Raw genomic sequence first — 17,946 nt, forward strand, 5'->3', positions numbered from 1 at the left:
GAACTGAGGGGTTATTCCCTCAGTTTCATACATATGAAATTCAAACATGGGGGTTATCACATTGACGACAGGTGAAAAAATTACTGTAACTAATGGTGTTATGAATGTACCAAACAATCCGATTATTCCATTTATTGAAGGAGATGGAATTGGTCCTGATATTTGGGCAGCTGCATCTCGCGTAATAGAAGCAGCAGTTGAAAAAGCTTATGATGGTGAGAAGAAAATCGTTTGGAAAGAAGTGCTTGCAGGGGAAAAAGCATTCAACCAAACAGGCGAGTGGTTACCAGAAGAAACTTTAAATTTAATTCGCGAATATTTAATCGCAATTAAAGGTCCACTTACAACTCCAGTTGGCGGTGGTATTCGTTCTCTAAACGTAGCACTTCGTCAAGAATTAGATCTATATGTATGTCTACGTCCAGTTCGTTATTTTGAAGGTGTTCCTTCACCTGTAAAACGTCCGGAAGATACTGATATGGTTATTTTCCGTGAAAATACAGAAGACATTTATGCTGGAATTGAATATGCACAAGGATCTCCAGAAGCAGAAAAAGTTCTTGCTTTCTTAAAAGAAGCAATGGGTGTTAATAAAATCCGCTTCCCAGAAACATCTGGTATTGGTATTAAACCAATCTCAGAAGAAGGGACAAAGCGTCTTGTTCGTGCTGCAATTCAATATGCAATTAATGAAAAACGCTCTTCTGTTACATTAGTTCATAAAGGAAACATTATGAAATTTACAGAAGGTGCTTTCAAAAACTGGGGTTACGAAGTAGCGGAACAAGAATTCGGCGACAAAGTATTTACTTGGGCTGAATATGATCGCATTGTTGAAAAAGATGGTAAAGATGCAGCAAATAAAGCGATGGCAGACGCTGAAGTGGCTGGAAAAATCATCGTAAAAGATTCTATTGCAGACATCTTCTTACAACAAATTTTAACTCGTCCACGTGAGTTCGATGTTGTTGCAACAATGAACTTAAATGGTGACTATATCTCTGATGCACTTGCTGCACAAGTAGGTGGAATTGGTATTGCACCTGGTGCAAACATTAACTATGTGACTGGACATGCTATCTTTGAAGCTACACATGGTACAGCTCCAAAATATGCAGGTTTAGATAAAGTAAACCCATCTTCAGTTCTTCTTTCAGGTGTATTATTATTAGAACACTTAGGATGGAATGAAGCAGCGAAATTAGTAACAGATTCAGTTGAGAAAACAATTGCATCAAAAGTAGTAACATATGACTTCGCTCGCCTAATGGAAGGCGCAACAGAAGTGAAGTGTTCTGAGTTTGCTAATGAGCTTATTAAAAACATGGATGTAGCGATAATCAAAAACGCATAATTAAAGCGGGGGGTAAATTATGACAATCAAACGCAAGAAGGTTTCAGTCATCGGTGCAGGATTTACAGGAGCAACAACGGCATTCTTATTAGCACAAAAAGAACTTGCAGATGTTGTATTAGTGGACATTCCACAACTGGAAAATCCAACAAAAGGGAAAGCGTTAGATATGTTAGAAGCGAGCCCAGTACAAGGTTTTGATGCTAACATTATTGGAACATCTGATTACGCAGATACTGCTGATTCTGACGTTGTCGTTATTACAGCAGGTATTGCACGTAAGCCTGGTATGAGCCGTGATGACTTAGTAGCAACGAACTCTAAAATTATGAAAAGTATTACGCGCGACATTGCAAAACATTCACCAAATGCAATTATTGTTGTGTTAACAAATCCAGTTGATGCAATGACATATTCTGTATTTAAAGAAGCAGGATTCCCGAAAGAGCGTGTAATCGGCCAATCGGGTGTATTAGATACAGCTCGTTTCCGTACATTCATCGCACAAGAATTAAATCTTTCTGTAAAAGACATTACAGGATTTGTTCTTGGTGGACACGGTGACGATATGGTACCTCTTGTGCGTTATTCTTATGCAGGTGGCATTCCGTTAGAAACGTTAATTCCGAAAGAGCGTTTAGAAGCAATCGTAGAACGTACACGTAAAGGTGGCGGTGAGATTGTAGGCTTATTAGGAAACGGTAGTGCATATTATGCACCAGCAGCTTCTTTAGTTGAAATGACAGAAGCAATCTTAAAAGATCAACGCCGTGTATTACCAGCTATTGCGTACCTTGAAGGTGAGTATGGTTATAGTGACCTTTACTTAGGGGTACCAGTAATTCTAGGTGGTAACGGAATTGAAAAAATTATTGAATTAGAACTTCTTTCAGATGAAAAAGAAGCGTTAGATCGCTCTGTAGAATCTGTACGTAACGTAATGAAAGTTCTTGTTTAATAATTGAATAGTAGTGAAAAAGATTCGGGATTCCGAATCTTTTTCTACTATTTACCGAATTGTTTTTTTGAAATAATATGAAAACGCTGTCATTTGTAGTATCCTATAATGAAACTATAGATTTATACTATATATTGCCCTCATCATAGTAAAGTTCGGATAAGGTATCGCTTTTAGTAGGATAATAAGGTGAAAAAAATCGGAGGGGGTTGTAACATGTTAAAGAAAAAAGTTCAAATTGGTCGTAAAATGGATGAAATTACAGTAGGAGAGAAATTATCTATCACTGAAAAAGTTGAGGATAAAGATTTGTTATTGTACTTAGGGTTAACGAATGATGCCAATCCATTATATATTCAGCATGATTACGCATCCCAAACTCCGTATGAAAAGCCGATTGTACCAAGCATTATGCTAACGGGAATGATTACAACGGCGGTTACGAAATATTTACCGGGTCCAGGAAGTCATATTACGAGAAAGGACCTTACATTCGTGAAACATGTTCACCATTATGAAACGTTACAAATCCACTTTGAAGTTGTGGCTGTTTCTGAGGAGGAACATACAATTGATATGCTTGTATCTGCTCATGATGAAAAAGGAGAAACTGTTGTAAAGGGTTCATTAACAGTAACGCCACCTTATAAATCTGTTTCCATTATGGAAAAAGCATTAGATAATTTTTAAAAGATGAAAATATGAATAGCGCTAGCATACCTTTAATAAGGATGCTAGCGCTATTTTTAGTTGAAGAATCCTTCTTTGAACCCTTCAGCAAATTCTGAGCACCCCGTTTTAATCGTATCCCAGCTCGGAGTGTTGAAAGCAAGAATACATGTGACTGCTAAAGATAGAATGGATAGTATTAGTCGCATAATAGACCTCCGTATATTATTAATTTATATATTAAGATTAATAATATAATTATCGGTAATTGAAGTCAATTAAAGGAGTGGTTTTTTAGGTGAGGTGGAAAAGAGAAGACGTGATCTTTGAAACGGTAAGAGAAGCTGAAGTGTGGGCAGACGGGGTTGCGAATGAAATGTACGGGAGAGTATTTGATGGATATGAAACACCAGATTATAAAATAGCGTATGCTCTTTCGTTTTTCCTAGCACAAAATCAAGATTTTATAGTTCATACGGAAGTGAGCTTTAAAGAAGAGAGGGCAATCTATAAAGTTTGGCAAAATCCTGTGTAGTTGCAGGTGAATCGTAATTACTTCTATTTTCTCAATTCTACACAAACGATCTCCATGAATAGACAATTATATTGAGAGGGACCTTGTTTTCTAGTATGATGAGAATAACGGGGAAAATACTAGGATGAAGAAGGTTTCAAGTCTATAACTTGGAGGAAAAGAATGAACAATCGTATTTTAGTAGTTGATGATGAGGAATTTATCTTAACTTTAATCGAATTTAATTTACAACAAGCTGGGTTTGAAGTTATAACAGCGATGGATGGAGAAATGGCGCTTCAAAAAGCGACAACAGAACGCCCAGATTTAATTATATTAGATTTAATGCTTCCGAAAATGGATGGTATGGAAGTGTGTAAAGAATTACGATTGCAGCGCGTTATGACGCCGATTTTAATGTTAACGGCAAAAGATGATGAGTTTGATAAGGTGCTAGGCCTTGAACTTGGGGCAGATGATTATATGACGAAGCCATTTAGTCCAAGGGAAGTTGTTGCTCGTGTGAAGGCAATTTTGCGCCGCACGAAATTACAACAAGAAGAACAAGTTGCAGAAGCGCCAGATGAAGATAGCATCACAATTGCAGAACTTAAAATTTTACCGGAGTTTTATGAGGCTTATTTCCAAGGAAGAAAGCTTGAATTAACACCAAAAGAATTTGAACTACTTGTGTATCTTGCGAAAAATAAAAGTCGCGTGTTGACGCGTGATCAATTATTAAGTGCTGTATGGAATTACGATTTTGCTGGTGATACACGAATTGTTGATGTTCATATTAGCCATTTGCGCGATAAAATTGAACAAAATACGAAAAAACCGACGTACATTAAAACGATACGTGGTTTAGGATATAAATTAGAGGAGCCAAAAGGGAATGAATAAATTTCGTTCCAGGCTTCTTTTTACATTTGTTTCTCTTATTGTATTTATTTTAGTTGGACTAGGTTTATTGCTAGAAACTGTGTTTGAAAACTACTATATAGATCATGCTAAAGAGAGAATGGTAAAAGAGACGGAGTATGTTGCGGCGTTAGCAGAAGAGCAAGGTTTTGATAATGTTTTAAAAAATCCATACGTATTTGAAAAGTTAGAAGAAAAAATACCAGCTTCTATCGTATTTGTGGATGAAAAAAAGAAAGTTCAATATAGAAAAGGACAAGAATTGGCATTTAGTCCAGAGACGATTAAAGAACTTACTTCGGAAGTGGCAAAACAACGAAGTAAAGTGATTACGAAAGAGACAGATCGAAAGAATGAATTTTATCATGCGGTGTTCGTTCAAGATGTAGAAGGAAAACAAGGATACGTTTTGGTGAAAAGTACAATCGATCCTTTAAAAGACGTACATCAAAAAACGTGGGGATTATTAATTATCGGATTTGTCATTGCTTGTCTCGTAGTTGTATTTTTAGGTATGAAAATTACAGGGCAATATATTAGGCCAATTGAATCGGTTACGAAAGTTGCAATTGAATTGGCAAAGGGTAATTATAAAGCACGTGCATACGAAAGTCATTCGGATGAAACAGGAATGCTGAGTAAAGCGATTAATATTTTAGCTCGTAACTTACAAGAGATGACACTTGAACAAGAAATGCAGCAAGATCGTCTGCATACGTTAATTGAAAATATGGGAAGCGGAATGATTTTAATTGATAGCCGCGGGTATATAAACCTTGTAAACCGCTCTTATAAGGAAACTTTCCACGTAACAGATGAAGAATATTTAGATCGCTTATATTATGAATCGTTTCATCATACAGAAATTATTGAGCTTGTAGAAGAAATCTTTATGACAGAAGTGAAAGTGCGTAAACAAATGTTATTGCCACTTGGAATTGAGCGGAAGCATTTCGAAGTATATGGAGCGCCGATTATCGGGACAAACCATGAATGGAAAGGGATTGTTCTCGTATTCCATGACATAACAGAGTTAAAGAAATTAGAACAAATGAGAAAAGACTTTTTAGCGAATGTTTCTCATGAATTAAAGACACCGATTACTTCTATTAAAGGTTTTTCAGAGACACTCTTAGACGGAGCGATGGATAATAAAAAATTCTGCGAACATTTCTTGCACATTATTTTAAAAGAAAGTGAGCGTATGCAAGGGTTAATTGAAGATTTATTAGATTTGTCGAAGATTGAACAACAAGGATTTAAATTAAATATGGGAACCGTTGACATGAAGGGGCTGCTTGAAGATATTCATATGGTGCTTGATAATAAAGCAGGAGAAAAAGAAATCTCTTTACAAGTGAATGTATTAAAACGTGCTTCTGTTATTGGAGATCCAAGTCGTTTGAAACAAATCTTTATTAATTTAATGAATAACGCGATCGTATATACACCGGCTGGAGGCGTTGTTTCAGTAGAGTTAGCGGACGATAAATATAATGTTTATATAAAAGTATCGGATACTGGAATTGGTATTAGTAAAGAGGAAATTCCGCGTATTTTTGAACGCTTTTACCGAGTGGATAAAGCGAGAAGTAGAAATACTGGTGGTACAGGCCTTGGGTTATCAATTGTCAAGCATTTAGTAGAGGCGCATCACGGTACAATTACAGTGGATAGTGAAGTTGGGGAAGGGACAACATTTACAGTTGTTTTACCAAAATCAGCAACTGAAAAATAGGATGAAGGATGTTTACAATATATTAACAATGGCTTAATTAAATATTAATAAAGCTCTGTTAATATAATACATGAAAACCCCTTCATCCAAGGAGTAATTTTGGACGAGAATAGTTAAGCTGTTCTCGTCACTTCCCTTTATGCCAATATAAGTCTGTTTTATATATGAAAGAAAATAACCGTTATTTTTCTTCTCTCTATTAGTCATGTTAATATAGAGAGAGGAAAGGAACGGTTTTTTTCTGTGAAAAAAATCATTTCAAATTTGTATGGGGAGGTTTCAATTTTGGAAAAAAAGGTCGTATTAGTAGATGGTAATAATATCGCGTATCGTGCTTTCTTTGCACTACCGCTTTTAAATAACGACAAAGGTATACATACGAACGCAATTTACGGTTTTACAATGATGTTAATGAGAATATTAGAGGAAGAAAAGCCAACTCATATGTTAGTGGCGTTTGATGCAGGCAAAACAACCTTCCGTCATAAAACGTATAGTGAGTATAAAGGAGGACGTCAAAAGACTCCACCTGAATTATCAGAGCAGTTCCCGTTTATTCGTGAGATGCTGGATGCGTTCAATGTACCGCGTTATGAATTAGAAAATTATGAAGCGGATGATATTATGGGAACGCTAGCAAAAGAAGCGAGTGAACAAGGAGCAAGTGTAAAAGTTATTTCAGGAGATAAAGATTTACTTCAACTTGTTTCTGATAACACGCTTGTATGTATTCCGCGAAAAGGGATTACGGAAGTAGATGAATATACGAAAGAATCTTTATTTGAAAAATATAGCTTATCACCAAAGCAAATTATCGATATGAAAGGTTTAATGGGAGACCAATCAGATAATATTCCGGGTGTACCAGGAGTTGGTGAAAAAACGGCGATTAAATTGTTAACACAGTTTGGAACGGTTGAAGAAGTGTATGAAAATCTAGATCAAGTAAGCGGGAAGAAATTAAAAGAAAAACTGGAAGAAAATAAAGAACAAGCTCTTATGAGTAAAGATCTTGCGACTATTATTACAGATGCGCCGATTACAGTTCATGTGGATGATATGGCGTATAAAGGATATGAAGCAAGTGATGTGATTCCAATGTTCGAGAGTTTAGGATTTACATCTCTTTTAAATAAATTAGGCGTTACGCCAGAAGAAACAGCTCCAGCTGAATTAGATGATATTACATTTGATATTGTGGAAGAAGTTACAGAAGAAATGCTTCAGCAAGATAGTGCGCTTATCGTAGAAGTGCAAGAAGATAATTATCATAAGGCGGATATTCAAGGCTTTGGTATTCAAAATGAAAATGGTTGCTACTTTATTCAGAAGGATATTGCTCTTGCATCGAATGCATTTAAAGCATGGCTTGCAAATGGAGAAATGAGAAAGCATACATTTGATGCGAAGCGAGCAATCGTTGCACTGAAATGGAATGGGATAGATATGCAAGGGATTGACTTTGATCTATTAATCGCTGCTTATTTACTTGACCCGGCTGATACAGATAAAGATTTCCGTACTGTAGCGAAAATGAAAGAAACGCATGCTGTGAAATCAGATGAAGAAGTTTACGGAAAAGGTGCGAAGCGTGCTGTTCCAGAGTTAGAAGTAGTAGCGGAGCATGTGGCTCGTAAAGTGCATGTATTATATGATGTAAAGCAAACATTCGTTGAAGAGTTAAAGAAGAATGAGCAATATGAACTGTTTACAGAGTTAGAATTGCCACTTGCGCGTGTATTAGCTGATATGGAAGTAAAAGGTGTAAAAGTTGATACGGAGCGTCTTCGTAATATGGGAGAAGAACTCGCAGGTAGATTAAAGGAAATGGAACAGGAAATTTATAAGCTTGCGGGAACAGAATTTAATATTAATTCACCAAAGCAGCTTGGTGTAATTCTGTTTGAGAACTTAAACTTACCGGTTATCAAAAAGACGAAAACAGGTTATTCTACGTCAGCTGATGTATTAGACAAGCTTATGGATCGCCATGAAATTATTCCAAACATTTTACATTATCGTCAATTAGGGAAACTAAATTCAACTTATATTGAAGGTTTACTGAAAGTTGTACATGAAGATTCATCTAAAATCCATACTCGTTTCAATCAAGTGTTAACGCAAACAGGTCGATTAAGTTCAACGGATCCGAACTTGCAAAATATCCCGATTCGATTAGAAGAAGGAAGAAAGATTCGTCAGGCATTTGTTCCATCAGAAGAAGGTTGGATTATGTATGCGGCTGATTATTCACAAATCGAACTGCGTGTATTAGCTCATATTGCAAATGATAAAGGGCTAGTTGAAGCATTCCAGCATGACATGGATATTCATACGAAAACAGCTATGGATGTATTTGGCGTTGAAAAAGATGAAGTCACTTCAAATATGAGACGACAAGCGAAAGCTGTTAACTTCGGAATTGTGTATGGTATTAGTGATTATGGTCTTTCACAAAACTTAGGAATTACAAGAAAAGCAGCAGCGGAATTTATTGAAAAGTATTTAGAAAGTTTCCCTGGTGTACAAGAATACATGGAGGACATCGTAAAAGATGCGAAACAAAAAGGATATGTGGCTACATTATTAAATCGTCGTCGTTATATTCCAGAAATTACGAGTCGTAATTTCAATTTACGTAGCTTTGCTGAGCGTACAGCGATGAATACACCAATTCAAGGTACTGCAGCAGATATTATTAAAAAAGCGATGATTATTATGGCAGATCGTTTAGAAGAAGAAGGATTACAAGCGCGTCTTCTTCTGCAAGTACACGATGAATTAATATTTGAAGCACCAAAAGAAGAAATTGAAAAATTAGAGCAGCTTGTACCTGAAGTAATGGAGCATGCAATTGAACTCGCAGTTCCGCTGAAAGTTGATTATTCTTACGGTCCAACTTGGTACGACGCAAAATAAGGAAGTGATGAAATGCCTGAATTACCAGAGGTTGAAAACGTCAGACGGACACTTGAAAATCTTGTAACAGGAAAAACGATTGAAGATGTTATTGTTACTTATCCAAAAATAGTGAAACGACCGGATGATGCAGAAATCTTTAAAGAAATGCTAAAAGGCGAGAAGATTGAAAATATAAAGCGAAGAGGAAAGTTTTTGCTTCTATATATAACAAATTATGTTATTGTTTCACATTTGCGTATGGAAGGTAAGTTTTTACTACATCAAGAGGATGAGCCGATTGATAAACATACGCACGTCCGTTTCTTATTTACAGATGGAACTGAATTACATTATAAAGATGTGAGAAAGTTTGGTACGATGCATCTCTTTAAGAAAGGTGAAGAGATGAACCAAATGCCTCTTGCTGACTTAGGTCCGGAGCCGTTTGATGCTGAATTGACACCACAGTATTTACAAGAAAGATTGCAAAAGACAAATCGTAAAATAAAAGTTGTGCTATTGGACCAGCGTCTTTTAGTAGGGCTTGGAAATATATATGTAGATGAAGTTTTATTCCGTTCTCAAATTCATCCGGAACGAGAAGCTTCGTCTTTGACAATAGAAGAAATTGAGCGAATTTATGAGGCTACCGTTACAACGCTAGGCGAAGCAGTGAAGCGTGGCGGAAGTACAATTCGAACGTATATCAACTCACAAGGGCAAATTGGTTCGTTCCAAGAACTCCTAAATGTATACGGAAAAAAAGGAGAACCGTGTGTAACTTGCGGTACGATATTAGAAAAAACAGTTGTTGGCGGGCGAGGAACGCATTACTGCCCAATTTGTCAGCCAAGAATATAGAAAAGAGATAACATCGGATAGGCATTTGTCATATACATACAGCAGAGCTATGTATAAGGGAGGAGCTTACCGATGTACCTTTATTTATCTCTTATTTTATTAGCTTTTACATTAAGCTTAGATAGCTGTAGTGTAGGGCTAACATATGGTTTAAGAAGCGTAAGAATTCCACTAAGATCAATTATAATTATCGGAATGTGTTCAGCGGCTGTTATGCTTGTTTCAATGGGAATTGGACATATGATCGCGAAAGTATTTTCACCTGTTATCGCAACGCGTATCGGTGGGCTTGTTCTTATTGGAATAGGGATTTGGGTATTGTATCAATTTTTTCGAAGTGAGAAAAAAGAAGAACCGAAGCAAGAGGAGAAGGTCTGGAAATTAGAGATTGCCTCGCTAGGGCTAGTGATTCAAATTTTACGGAAACCGACTGTAGCAGATTTTGATAAATCAGGCACCATTTCTGCAGGAGAGGCATTGCTTCTTGGTATCGCTCTTTCTGTAGACTCATTTGGTGCCGGAATTGGTGCATCTTTATTAGGGTATGCACCCGCTATGATGGCGATATTAGTTGCAATTATGAGTTCTTTGTTTTTATTTATTGGAATGAAACTTGGAACGGTTTTATCGAATATGAAGTGGTTACAAAAATTTACATTCCTGCCTGGGGTATTACTCATTATAATTGGAATTTGGAAAATGTAAGTATGGGCGTGGAACTTTGGTTTCGCGCCTTTTATTATGAGGAGGATTATTATGACAGTAGTAATTGGATTAACGGGAGGCATTGCAAGCGGAAAAAGTACGGTTTCAGAAATGTTTCGTGAGCTAAGTATACCAGTTATTGATGCAGATGTTATTGCAAGAGAAGTTGTAGAACAAGGAAAACCAGCATATAACAAAATAGTAGAAGTATTTGGAACGGAAGTGTTACAAGAAGATGGAGAACTAGATCGTCCAAAACTGGGAAGTGTCGTTTTCTATAATGAAGAAAAACGATTGCAGTTAAATAAAATTGTTCATCCTGCAGTGCGTGAGGAAATGAATAGGCAAAAGGAAATGTACATAAAAGAAGATATGCAAGCGGTTGTGTTAGATATTCCTCTCTTATTTGAAAGCAAATTAACAAGTCTCGTTGACCGCGTTTTAGTTGTAGCAGTTAAGCCGCATACGCAATTAGAGCGTTTAATGAAACGAAATAACTTTTCAGAAGAAGAAGCAACAGCTCGTATTCAATCTCAAATGCCGTTAGAAGAAAAAGTGAAAAATGCAGATGAAGTGATAAATAATGATGGCACAATTATGGGAACGAAAACACAATTGCAGGTAATTTTAAAGAAGTGGAACATTATTGACTAAAAAATTGTGAAATTAATGAAAATGCTTAGTGACATATCTCCTTTTTGTGTTATACTATTATTGGGATTGGAGATAAATAGTATAACGCATTCAAGGGGGATAACATATTATGACTCGTGTGGCAATTAATGGATTTGGACGTATTGGGAGAATGGTATTTCGTCAAGCAATAAAAGAAAGCGCATTCGAAATTGTAGCAATCAATGCAAGCTATCCATCTGAAACGTTAGCACACTTAATTAAATATGATACAGTTCATGGCAAGTTTGACGGAACAGTAGAAGCATTTGAAGATCACTTATTAGTTGATGGAAAAATGATTCGCCTTTTAAACAACCGCGATCCAAAGGAATTGCCTTGGACAGATTTAGGTGTTGAAGTTGTAATTGAAGCAACTGGTAAATTTAATTCAAAAGAAAAAGCAATTCTTCACGTTGAAGCTGGAGCGAAAAAAGTTATTTTAACAGCGCCTGGTAAAAATGAAGATGTAACAATTGTAGTTGGTGTGAACGAAGACCAATTAGATATTACAAAACATACTGTTATTTCAAATGCATCTTGTACAACAAACTGTTTAGCGCCTGTTGTGAAGGTGTTAGATGAGCAGTTTGGAATTGAAAACGGTTTAATGACGACAGTTCACGCTTATACAAATGACCAAAAAAATATTGATAACCCACATAAAGATTTAAGAAGAGCACGTGCTTGCGGACAATCAATCATTCCGACAACGACAGGTGCTGCGAAAGCGCTAGCAAAAGTTCTTCCGCACTTAAACGGAAAACTTCATGGTATGGCACTTCGTGTACCAACACCAAACGTGTCTCTTGTTGACTTAGTAGTAGATGTAAAACGCGATGTGACAGTTGAAGCTATTAACGATGCATTCAAAACTGTTGCAAACGGTGCTTTAAAAGGTATTGTAGAATTCAGCGAAGAGCCTTTAGTATCTATCGACTTTAATACAAATACACATTCAGCTATTATCGATGGTTTATCTACAATGGTAATGGGTGATCGTAAAGTGAAAGTACTTGCTTGGTATGATAACGAGTGGGGCTACTCTCGTCGTGTTGTAGATCTTGTAACGTTAGTTGTTGAAGAGTTAGCGAAACAAGAAAATGTGCAACACATTTAAGTGAATAAGGGAGGAGAGGGCAAGGCAATATTTGCCCTCTTTTTTTATTTTTTTCTGAAAAGGAAAAAAATTATATAAGTATATTTTAAAAAGTGGACATACCACGAAACGTTGTGATTACTGCATTTGTGAATCGTTTATTTTTTTTAGGGAAAAGTAAAGAGGAAAATATGACAGAAAATCGAAAAAACTGTTGTTGCAAAATGAAAATAAACAAAGTATACTAACACTCGTAAACTTAAGAGCTGAGGTACGTAGTCACTACTTAAAGGGTTAGGACCTCTCTGGACTAACTTTCCCCCGTGGTAGTGGAGCAAGCCAAATTGCAAATTAGTTTTCAATTCGAACAGTTAGAATAAATTTACAAGGGGGAACTGTAGAATGGATACTATGGATACGATGGGTCGTCACGTGATCGCTGAACTTTGGGATTGCGATTTCGACAAGCTTAATGACATGCCGTATATTGAACAATTATTTGTGGATGCAGCACTAAGAGCTGGTGCTGAAGTGCGTGAGGTTGCTTTCCATAAATTTGCACCACAAGGTGTAAGTGGAGTAGTAATTATCTCAGAATCACATTTAACAATTCATAGCTTTCCGGAGCACGGTTACGCAAGTATTGATGTTTATACTTGTGGGGATCGTATTGATCCAAATGTTGCTGCAGAATATATTGCAGAAGGTTTAAACGCGAAAACGCGTGAGAGCATCGAGCTTCCTCGAGGCACTGGTAGCTTCGAAATTAAGCAGAGAGAAACAAAAGCTCTTTAAAAAAGAACATAATTGATTTAAAATGTAAAGAGGTGTATAATGCACCTCTTTTTTAGTTTATAAAAAAGGAAAAATATAACGTACTCGTTAGTTGAATACATTGGACTCTTGCAAATGAGGTAGTGCCCTATATACCATCTTATTTTTAAGTATGAGATGATAAAGTGATGCGCTGAAACTTAAAGTGGTAAGAGAGTTAGAATGAGTTATATAATATTGTATATATATTTTAGGTGAATTGAGTAGAGAAAAATAAAGAGTATAGTGTAAAGGAGTGAATGAATTGCGTTGTCCATCCTGTTCTCATAATGGTACAAGAGTGTTAGATTCGCGTCCGGTAGACGAGGGGCGCTCTATTCGAAGAAGAAGAGAGTGTGAAAGTTGTTTAAGTCGCTTTACGACCTTTGAAAGGGTAGAAGAGTCACCTCTTATCGTTGTTAAAAAAGAAGGCACACGAGAAGAGTTTAATAAAGAAAAGATTTTACGCGGTTTAATTAAAGCGTGTGAAAAAAGACCAGTATCTTTAAGACAATTAGAAGAAGTAACACAAAGCGTGGAACGTGAACTGCGTAATTTAGGTATATCAGAAGTGAAAAGTGATATGATTGGTGAAATTGTTATGGAAGAACTTCGCGATATTGATGATGTTGCTTACGTACGTTTTGCTTCTGTATATCGTCAATTTAAAGATTTAAATGTATTTATTGAAGAATTAAAAGATATACTGCAAAAAGAAAGAGAGTAGAAGTTGTATTTTATTCTCTTTACATACCGTAAGTAATAGGATAAGAGAGCTAGAAGCGCAAGCTAATAGCTCTTTTTCACTAAGAATTTATATAATGAAGATAGAACGAATGAAGTAGAGGATAGATTGGATGAGAGAAAGGAAAAGCAAGAATGGAAAAACAGTCATGGATGGAGCTATTGCCGATTGATCGTTATAAAGTAAGTGCGAAAGGGTTACTGCATAATTACGACCGAAAAGTACTAACGATGTTGTATCAGCCGTTAATAGGTAGTAGAGCTTTTAGCTTATACATGACACTATGGGGGGAGCTAGAGCAAGATCGTGTATTTGGAAAAGAGAATACACATCATTCCCTTATGGTGACTATGCAAATGCAACTTCCTGAAATATATGAGGAACGAGTAAAGTTAGAGGCAATTGGGCTTTTGAAGGTATATATTAAGAAAGAAAAAGATATTCGAATGTTCATATATGAGTTGCAACCACCTTTATCTCCGAAGCAGTTTTTTGATGATATTGTTTTAAGTATCTTTTTATACAATCGATTGAGTCGGACAAAATATAATCAAGTAAAGCAATATTTCTTAGAAGAAGAATTTGATTTTGCTTCTTATGAAAATGTTACGCGCTCTTTCAATGATGTGTTTGGTTCGTTTAATCCAGGACAGCTTGAGCATGCGCAAGAAGACCTTCGTATTCCAAAAACGACAACTATGCCAAGTAACGAGAAGGGAGACGCTCCGAAAGTTTGGAATGATTTCTTTGATTTCTCTTTATTTGTAGATGGATTGTCCGCTCTTGTTCCTAAAAAGGCGATTACAGATCAAGTAAGAGACTGCGTTATAACACTTGCTTACGTGTATGGTGTAGATGTGTTATCGATGCAAAATATCGTTCTTGGTGCGGTGACAGAGATGCAAACAATTGATATGGAAAGGCTTAGAAAAGGAGCGCGCGATTGGTATCAATTTGAAAATGGTCAAGCATTACCGGTACTAAGTGAAAGAGTACAGCCTCATGCTGCACGTACGATGAAAGAGAAAGAGCCTTCATCGCAAGAGGAGATGTTAATAAAGCAGCTAGAAGAAATCTCGCCAAAACAATTATTGAAAGAGATTTCTGGTGGTGCAGAGGCAACGAAAGCGGACTTGCAAATCGTTGAAGATGTCATGATTAATCAAAAATTGACACCAGGAGTTGTGAATGTACTTATTTATTACGTTATGCTACGCTCAGATATGAAACTTGCGAAAACGTATGTCGAGAAGATTGCTGGGCATTGGGCACGTAAAAAGGTCGGTACAGTAGCGGACGCGATGGCGTTAGCGAAAGAAGAGAACCGTCAATATCAAGAGTGGGCTGAGACAAAGAAAAAAGGCCGTACGGCGAAGAAAACGGTACGAAAAGAAATGGTGCCAGATTGGCTTAAGGAAGAAGAGCCGAAAGAACAAGAGAAAGAAACAGCGAAGAAAGATGTAAGTGTAGAAAAAGATGCAAGTACGCTAGAAGATGAACGAAAACGATTAGAAGAAGTGTTAAAAAAATATAAGCGTGATTAATAGAAGAGAATGAACGCTCTTTGAGGTGAGAAAATGGAGCATATTCAAAATTCATTTACAAAATTAATGGAAAATGAAAACTTTAAAAATAGATATGAAGTATTAAAGGCAGAAGTAATGGCGCACCCGCGTGTAAAAGAATTTATAGACGAACATAAAGGTGAAGTAACGACTTCTATGATTGAGCGCAGTCTTGTGAAGTTATATGAATATATTGGACAAAGTGTAGGTTGCGTGGATTGTCCGGATTTAGGTGCATGTAAAAATATGCTGCAAGGATACGAGCCAAAGCTTGTTATTCAAGGGAAGATGATTGATATTCAATACGATCGTTGCGTTAGAAAAGTAGCATATGACGAGAGAAAGAAATATGAAAAACTCGTTCAAAGTGTATATATGCCAACGGATATTTTACAGGCAACTATGGAAAACTTAGACCCTTCTGACTTAAATGCACGTATCGATGCAATTGGCGCAGCGAATGAATTTTTAAGTACATATGAACCAGGTAAAAAAGCACAAGGGTTATATTTGTACGGTAAATTTGGTGTAGGAAAAACGTACCTTTTAGGAGCAATTGCGAACGAGCTTGCTCGAAAGAAAATAAGTTCGATGCTCGTATACTTCCCGGAATTTTTACGTGAAATTAAAAGTTCGATTCAAGATAATTCGATTGGCGAAAAGATTGATGCGGTTAAACGCGTACAAGTTTTAATGTTAGATGATATCGGGGCAGAAGCGATGTCGAGCTTTGTGCGTGACGATGTGCTTGGTGCAATCTTGCAATTCCGTATGTTAGAAAACTTACCGACGTTCTTTACGTCTAATTTTGATTTTAAACAATTGGAACATCATTTAACGTATACACAACGTGGTGAGGCTGAAGAAATGAAGGCAGCACGTATTATGGAACGAATTAAATATTTAGCGAAACCAATTCCAATTGGTGGGAAAAACCGTCGTCATAAGTAAAAGAGCAAGCTGAGAAGCTTGCTCTTTTGTATTATAGTGATATTTTCTTTTCAAATATGAGGTCGAAATATTCAGGTTGTCCAGAACTGCCAATCGTAGGGGCTACAATCTGTACGAACCTCCAGTCATCTCTAGCGTGTTCTTGAATAATTTCTTGGTAGTCTTCAGCTAGTTTTGAACGAGTGAGCCCCCAATGCAATTCGACTTTTACGAATTTATATTCATACATTCAGATACCTCCCTTTAGTAATAAGTAAAGTATACAATAAAAAAATTCATAGTAGCTTGTATCATTTTTTTCTCCCTCCCTTAATATATATAAAATTAGCAAGCCATATTGAGTGGATTTTCTAACGATAGGAAATGTAATTCTACTAAGAGTGAACTTCCACGGGACGGACTCTTATAGGATTTGTAACGTATAGATACAGTCCTTTAGAGCTGGGATAAAAGGGGGGACAAAAGTGATTGAAATTTGCTTCGAAGAAAAAAATGATGCTATGCACGTATATAGACAATTGCTGAAAAGAGCGGAAGTATTATATAAGGAAACGAGTGTGTATTTACAGGAACAAAAAGTGGTAATTCACATACCAGTACGTGAATCGAATTATATTGAAAAGATCTTATTGCCAGTAATGGTGTATTTCATTGTGAATGTGAAACAAAATGAGTGGATTTATACGATTTTAAAAGAAAAGTTTTTTTATGAAGAACAAGAAGAGTGTCATCAAATATTGCACATGGCACATGAGATTTTAAAGGGAAGAAGAAAAGGTGTAGCTCAGGATTTAACGCGTAACGCATTTGAGTCATATATTAAGTCTTCTTTAAATAATTGGCTTTGTGATCCGCTCTCATTCTCGTTTTCATCATATATCCGTTTTCGTCTTCGTACATATAGGGAAATGGTGGCTAAACTTGCGGAAGTGGCAATTGATGAATATAAGATGGAGCAAGAATACCAAATGTTCATTGAGACGCTTCGGCAACAAGTAAGTAGCCGTAAATCACGCTTGTCCTGTGTGCATCTTATTTTTGATGAAAGCTTTATCTTTTATGATGATAAAGGTAGACGTTTAAAACAGGAGAAGTTGGTCCAATATATAGATGAGGAATTATTAAAGCAAAACGATGTATATATTGATACGAAAGTAATTGCGCCGCTTCTTTCTATTTCGCCCAAAAAGATTTATTTATATACGAAAGAACAAGACCATAATATGATTATTACTTTGCGAAATGTGTTTCAAGAACGGGTCCAATTACATGGATTACACGATTTTGAGCGCAATGTGAAAAATTTAAAAAATAAAGGTAACGCCCTTGATTTTCTAAGTTTTTGAGCATATAATTACCTACATAAATGAAATATATCGAAATGTCATGATGAGGACATGAGTAGTTTTCTACGATTTTCAGAGAGGGAAGCCTTAGGGTGTGAGCTTCCTAGTACGGGATTATTACTTACCACCTCTAA

General features: G+C 36.4%; 18 protein-coding genes and 1 other annotated feature (1 of these 19 cut by a window edge). Of the genes, 16 read left to right on the top strand and 2 right to left on the bottom strand.

Going from position 1 to position 17,946, the window contains the following annotated elements; translation table 11 throughout:
* Nucleotides 1-61 precede the first annotated feature (61 nt).
* From icd to ACTJJY_RS12880, 3 genes are all read left to right on the top strand, one after another.
* Complete coding sequence (icd, locus tag ACTJJY_RS12870) at nucleotides 62-1,354, top strand: NADP-dependent isocitrate dehydrogenase (protein WP_000206893.1); 1,293 nt, start codon at nucleotides 62-64, stop codon at nucleotides 1,352-1,354.
* Between the two features lie 19 nt (nucleotides 1,355-1,373).
* Nucleotides 1,374-2,312 (top strand): malate dehydrogenase, encoded by a 939-nt coding sequence (gene mdh / locus ACTJJY_RS12875; RefSeq protein ID WP_440605659.1) that lies wholly within the window; start codon nucleotides 1,374-1,376, stop codon nucleotides 2,310-2,312.
* 216 nt (nucleotides 2,313-2,528) lie between these two features.
* Complete coding sequence (locus ACTJJY_RS12880; RefSeq protein WP_440605660.1) at nucleotides 2,529-3,002, top strand: MaoC family dehydratase; 474 nt, start codon at nucleotides 2,529-2,531, stop codon at nucleotides 3,000-3,002.
* 56 nt (nucleotides 3,003-3,058) lie between these two features.
* Here ACTJJY_RS12880 and ACTJJY_RS12885 read toward each other — a convergent pair whose 3' ends face one another.
* Nucleotides 3,059-3,190, bottom strand: a complete 132-nt coding sequence (locus ACTJJY_RS12885) for a hypothetical protein (protein WP_440605661.1) — start codon at nucleotides 3,188-3,190, stop codon at nucleotides 3,059-3,061.
* Between the two features lie 89 nt (nucleotides 3,191-3,279).
* Between ACTJJY_RS12885 and ACTJJY_RS12890 the strand changes: the two genes are divergently transcribed.
* The 12 genes from ACTJJY_RS12890 to dnaI all read left to right on the top strand — a co-directional run bounded on the left by ACTJJY_RS12890 (nucleotide 3,280) and on the right by dnaI (nucleotide 16,466).
* Nucleotides 3,280-3,516: a hypothetical protein gene (locus ACTJJY_RS12890; protein WP_001267383.1), complete on the top strand. Its 237-nt coding sequence runs from the start codon at nucleotides 3,280-3,282 to the stop codon at nucleotides 3,514-3,516.
* Between the two features lie 162 nt (nucleotides 3,517-3,678).
* Nucleotides 3,679-4,398 (top strand): two-component system response regulator PhoP, encoded by a 720-nt coding sequence (gene phoP / locus ACTJJY_RS12895; RefSeq protein WP_001065220.1) that lies wholly within the window; start codon nucleotides 3,679-3,681, stop codon nucleotides 4,396-4,398.
* Entirely contained in the window at nucleotides 4,391-6,154 is a 1,764-nt protein-coding gene (gene phoR, locus ACTJJY_RS12900; RefSeq protein ID WP_440605662.1) for a sensory box histidine kinase PhoR, read from the top strand. The genes phoP and phoR overlap by 8 nt, the downstream gene beginning before the upstream one ends.
* Nucleotides 6,155-6,439: 285 nt before the next feature.
* Entirely contained in the window at nucleotides 6,440-9,073 is a 2,634-nt protein-coding gene (gene polA / locus ACTJJY_RS12905) for a DNA polymerase I (protein ID WP_440605663.1), read from the top strand.
* 12 nt (nucleotides 9,074-9,085) lie between these two features.
* Entirely contained in the window at nucleotides 9,086-9,916 is an 831-nt protein-coding gene (mutM, locus tag ACTJJY_RS12910) for a DNA-formamidopyrimidine glycosylase (protein ID WP_440605664.1), read from the top strand.
* A 72-nt stretch (nucleotides 9,917-9,988) separates the two neighbouring features.
* Entirely contained in the window at nucleotides 9,989-10,621 is a 633-nt protein-coding gene (ytaF, locus tag ACTJJY_RS12915) for a sporulation membrane protein YtaF (RefSeq protein WP_000281743.1), read from the top strand.
* A 51-nt stretch (nucleotides 10,622-10,672) separates the two neighbouring features.
* Complete coding sequence (gene coaE, locus ACTJJY_RS12920) at nucleotides 10,673-11,275, top strand: dephospho-CoA kinase (protein WP_440605665.1); 603 nt, start codon at nucleotides 10,673-10,675, stop codon at nucleotides 11,273-11,275.
* A gap of 109 nt (nucleotides 11,276-11,384) precedes the next feature.
* Nucleotides 11,385-12,413 (top strand): glyceraldehyde-3-phosphate dehydrogenase, encoded by a 1,029-nt coding sequence (locus ACTJJY_RS12925; protein ID WP_000198974.1) that lies wholly within the window; start codon nucleotides 11,385-11,387, stop codon nucleotides 12,411-12,413.
* Nucleotides 12,414-12,803: 390 nt separating this feature from the next.
* Entirely contained in the window at nucleotides 12,804-13,187 is a 384-nt protein-coding gene (gene speD, locus ACTJJY_RS12930; RefSeq protein ID WP_002003660.1) for an adenosylmethionine decarboxylase, read from the top strand.
* A gap of 283 nt (nucleotides 13,188-13,470) precedes the next feature.
* Nucleotides 13,471-13,932: a transcriptional regulator NrdR gene (nrdR, locus tag ACTJJY_RS12935; protein ID WP_001203687.1), complete on the top strand. Its 462-nt coding sequence runs from the start codon at nucleotides 13,471-13,473 to the stop codon at nucleotides 13,930-13,932.
* A gap of 152 nt (nucleotides 13,933-14,084) precedes the next feature.
* Nucleotides 14,085-15,494 (top strand): replication initiation and membrane attachment family protein, encoded by a 1,410-nt coding sequence (locus ACTJJY_RS12940; RefSeq protein ID WP_000415025.1) that lies wholly within the window; start codon nucleotides 14,085-14,087, stop codon nucleotides 15,492-15,494.
* A gap of 33 nt (nucleotides 15,495-15,527) precedes the next feature.
* A complete protein-coding gene (gene dnaI / locus ACTJJY_RS12945) occupies nucleotides 15,528-16,466 on the top strand; it encodes a primosomal protein DnaI (protein WP_000400120.1) in 939 nt (312 codons plus the stop codon).
* Between the two features lie 31 nt (nucleotides 16,467-16,497).
* Here the strand turns inward: dnaI and ACTJJY_RS12950 are convergent, their stop codons facing one another.
* Nucleotides 16,498-16,695 carry a DUF4177 domain-containing protein gene (locus ACTJJY_RS12950; protein ID WP_440605666.1) on the bottom strand — a complete coding sequence of 66 codons (198 nt, stop codon included), beginning with the start codon at nucleotides 16,693-16,695 and terminating at the stop codon, nucleotides 16,498-16,500.
* 235 nt (nucleotides 16,696-16,930) lie between these two features.
* On the opposite strand from ACTJJY_RS12950, the gene ytxC reads away from it, so the two are divergent.
* Nucleotides 16,931-17,812, top strand: a complete 882-nt coding sequence (gene ytxC, locus ACTJJY_RS12955; RefSeq protein ID WP_000569629.1) for a putative sporulation protein YtxC — start codon at nucleotides 16,931-16,933, stop codon at nucleotides 17,810-17,812.
* Between the two features lie 31 nt (nucleotides 17,813-17,843).
* Nucleotides 17,844-17,946: a binding site (T-box leader), on the top strand (it continues 126 nt past the right edge of the window).

Origin of the sequence: Bacillus sp. 22475 (assembly GCF_052044835.1) — a bacterium.
Lineage (GTDB): Bacteria > Bacillota > Bacilli > Bacillales > Bacillaceae_G > Bacillus_A > Bacillus_A cereus.

Coding starts and splice junctions, on each gene's coding strand:
- mdh (WP_440605659.1), top strand. CDS start 1,374: ATGACAATCAAACGCAAGAAGGTTTCAGTCATCGGTGCAGGATTTACA.
- ACTJJY_RS12880 (WP_440605660.1), top strand. CDS start 2,529: ATGTTAAAGAAAAAAGTTCAAATTGGTCGTAAAATGGATGAAATTACA.
- ACTJJY_RS12885 (WP_440605661.1), bottom strand. CDS start 3,190: ATGCGACTAATACTATCCATTCTATCTTTAGCAGTCACATGTATTCTT.
- phoP (WP_001065220.1), top strand. CDS start 3,679: ATGAACAATCGTATTTTAGTAGTTGATGATGAGGAATTTATCTTAACT.
- phoR (WP_440605662.1), top strand. CDS start 4,391: ATGAATAAATTTCGTTCCAGGCTTCTTTTTACATTTGTTTCTCTTATT.
- mutM (WP_440605664.1), top strand. CDS start 9,086: ATGCCTGAATTACCAGAGGTTGAAAACGTCAGACGGACACTTGAAAAT.
- ytaF (WP_000281743.1), top strand. CDS start 9,989: ATGTACCTTTATTTATCTCTTATTTTATTAGCTTTTACATTAAGCTTA.
- coaE (WP_440605665.1), top strand. CDS start 10,673: ATGACAGTAGTAATTGGATTAACGGGAGGCATTGCAAGCGGAAAAAGT.
- ACTJJY_RS12925 (WP_000198974.1), top strand. CDS start 11,385: ATGACTCGTGTGGCAATTAATGGATTTGGACGTATTGGGAGAATGGTA.
- speD (WP_002003660.1), top strand. CDS start 12,804: ATGGATACGATGGGTCGTCACGTGATCGCTGAACTTTGGGATTGCGAT.
- ACTJJY_RS12940 (WP_000415025.1), top strand. CDS start 14,085: ATGGAAAAACAGTCATGGATGGAGCTATTGCCGATTGATCGTTATAAA.
- dnaI (WP_000400120.1), top strand. CDS start 15,528: ATGGAGCATATTCAAAATTCATTTACAAAATTAATGGAAAATGAAAAC.
- ACTJJY_RS12950 (WP_440605666.1), bottom strand. CDS start 16,695: ATGTATGAATATAAATTCGTAAAAGTCGAATTGCATTGGGGGCTCACT.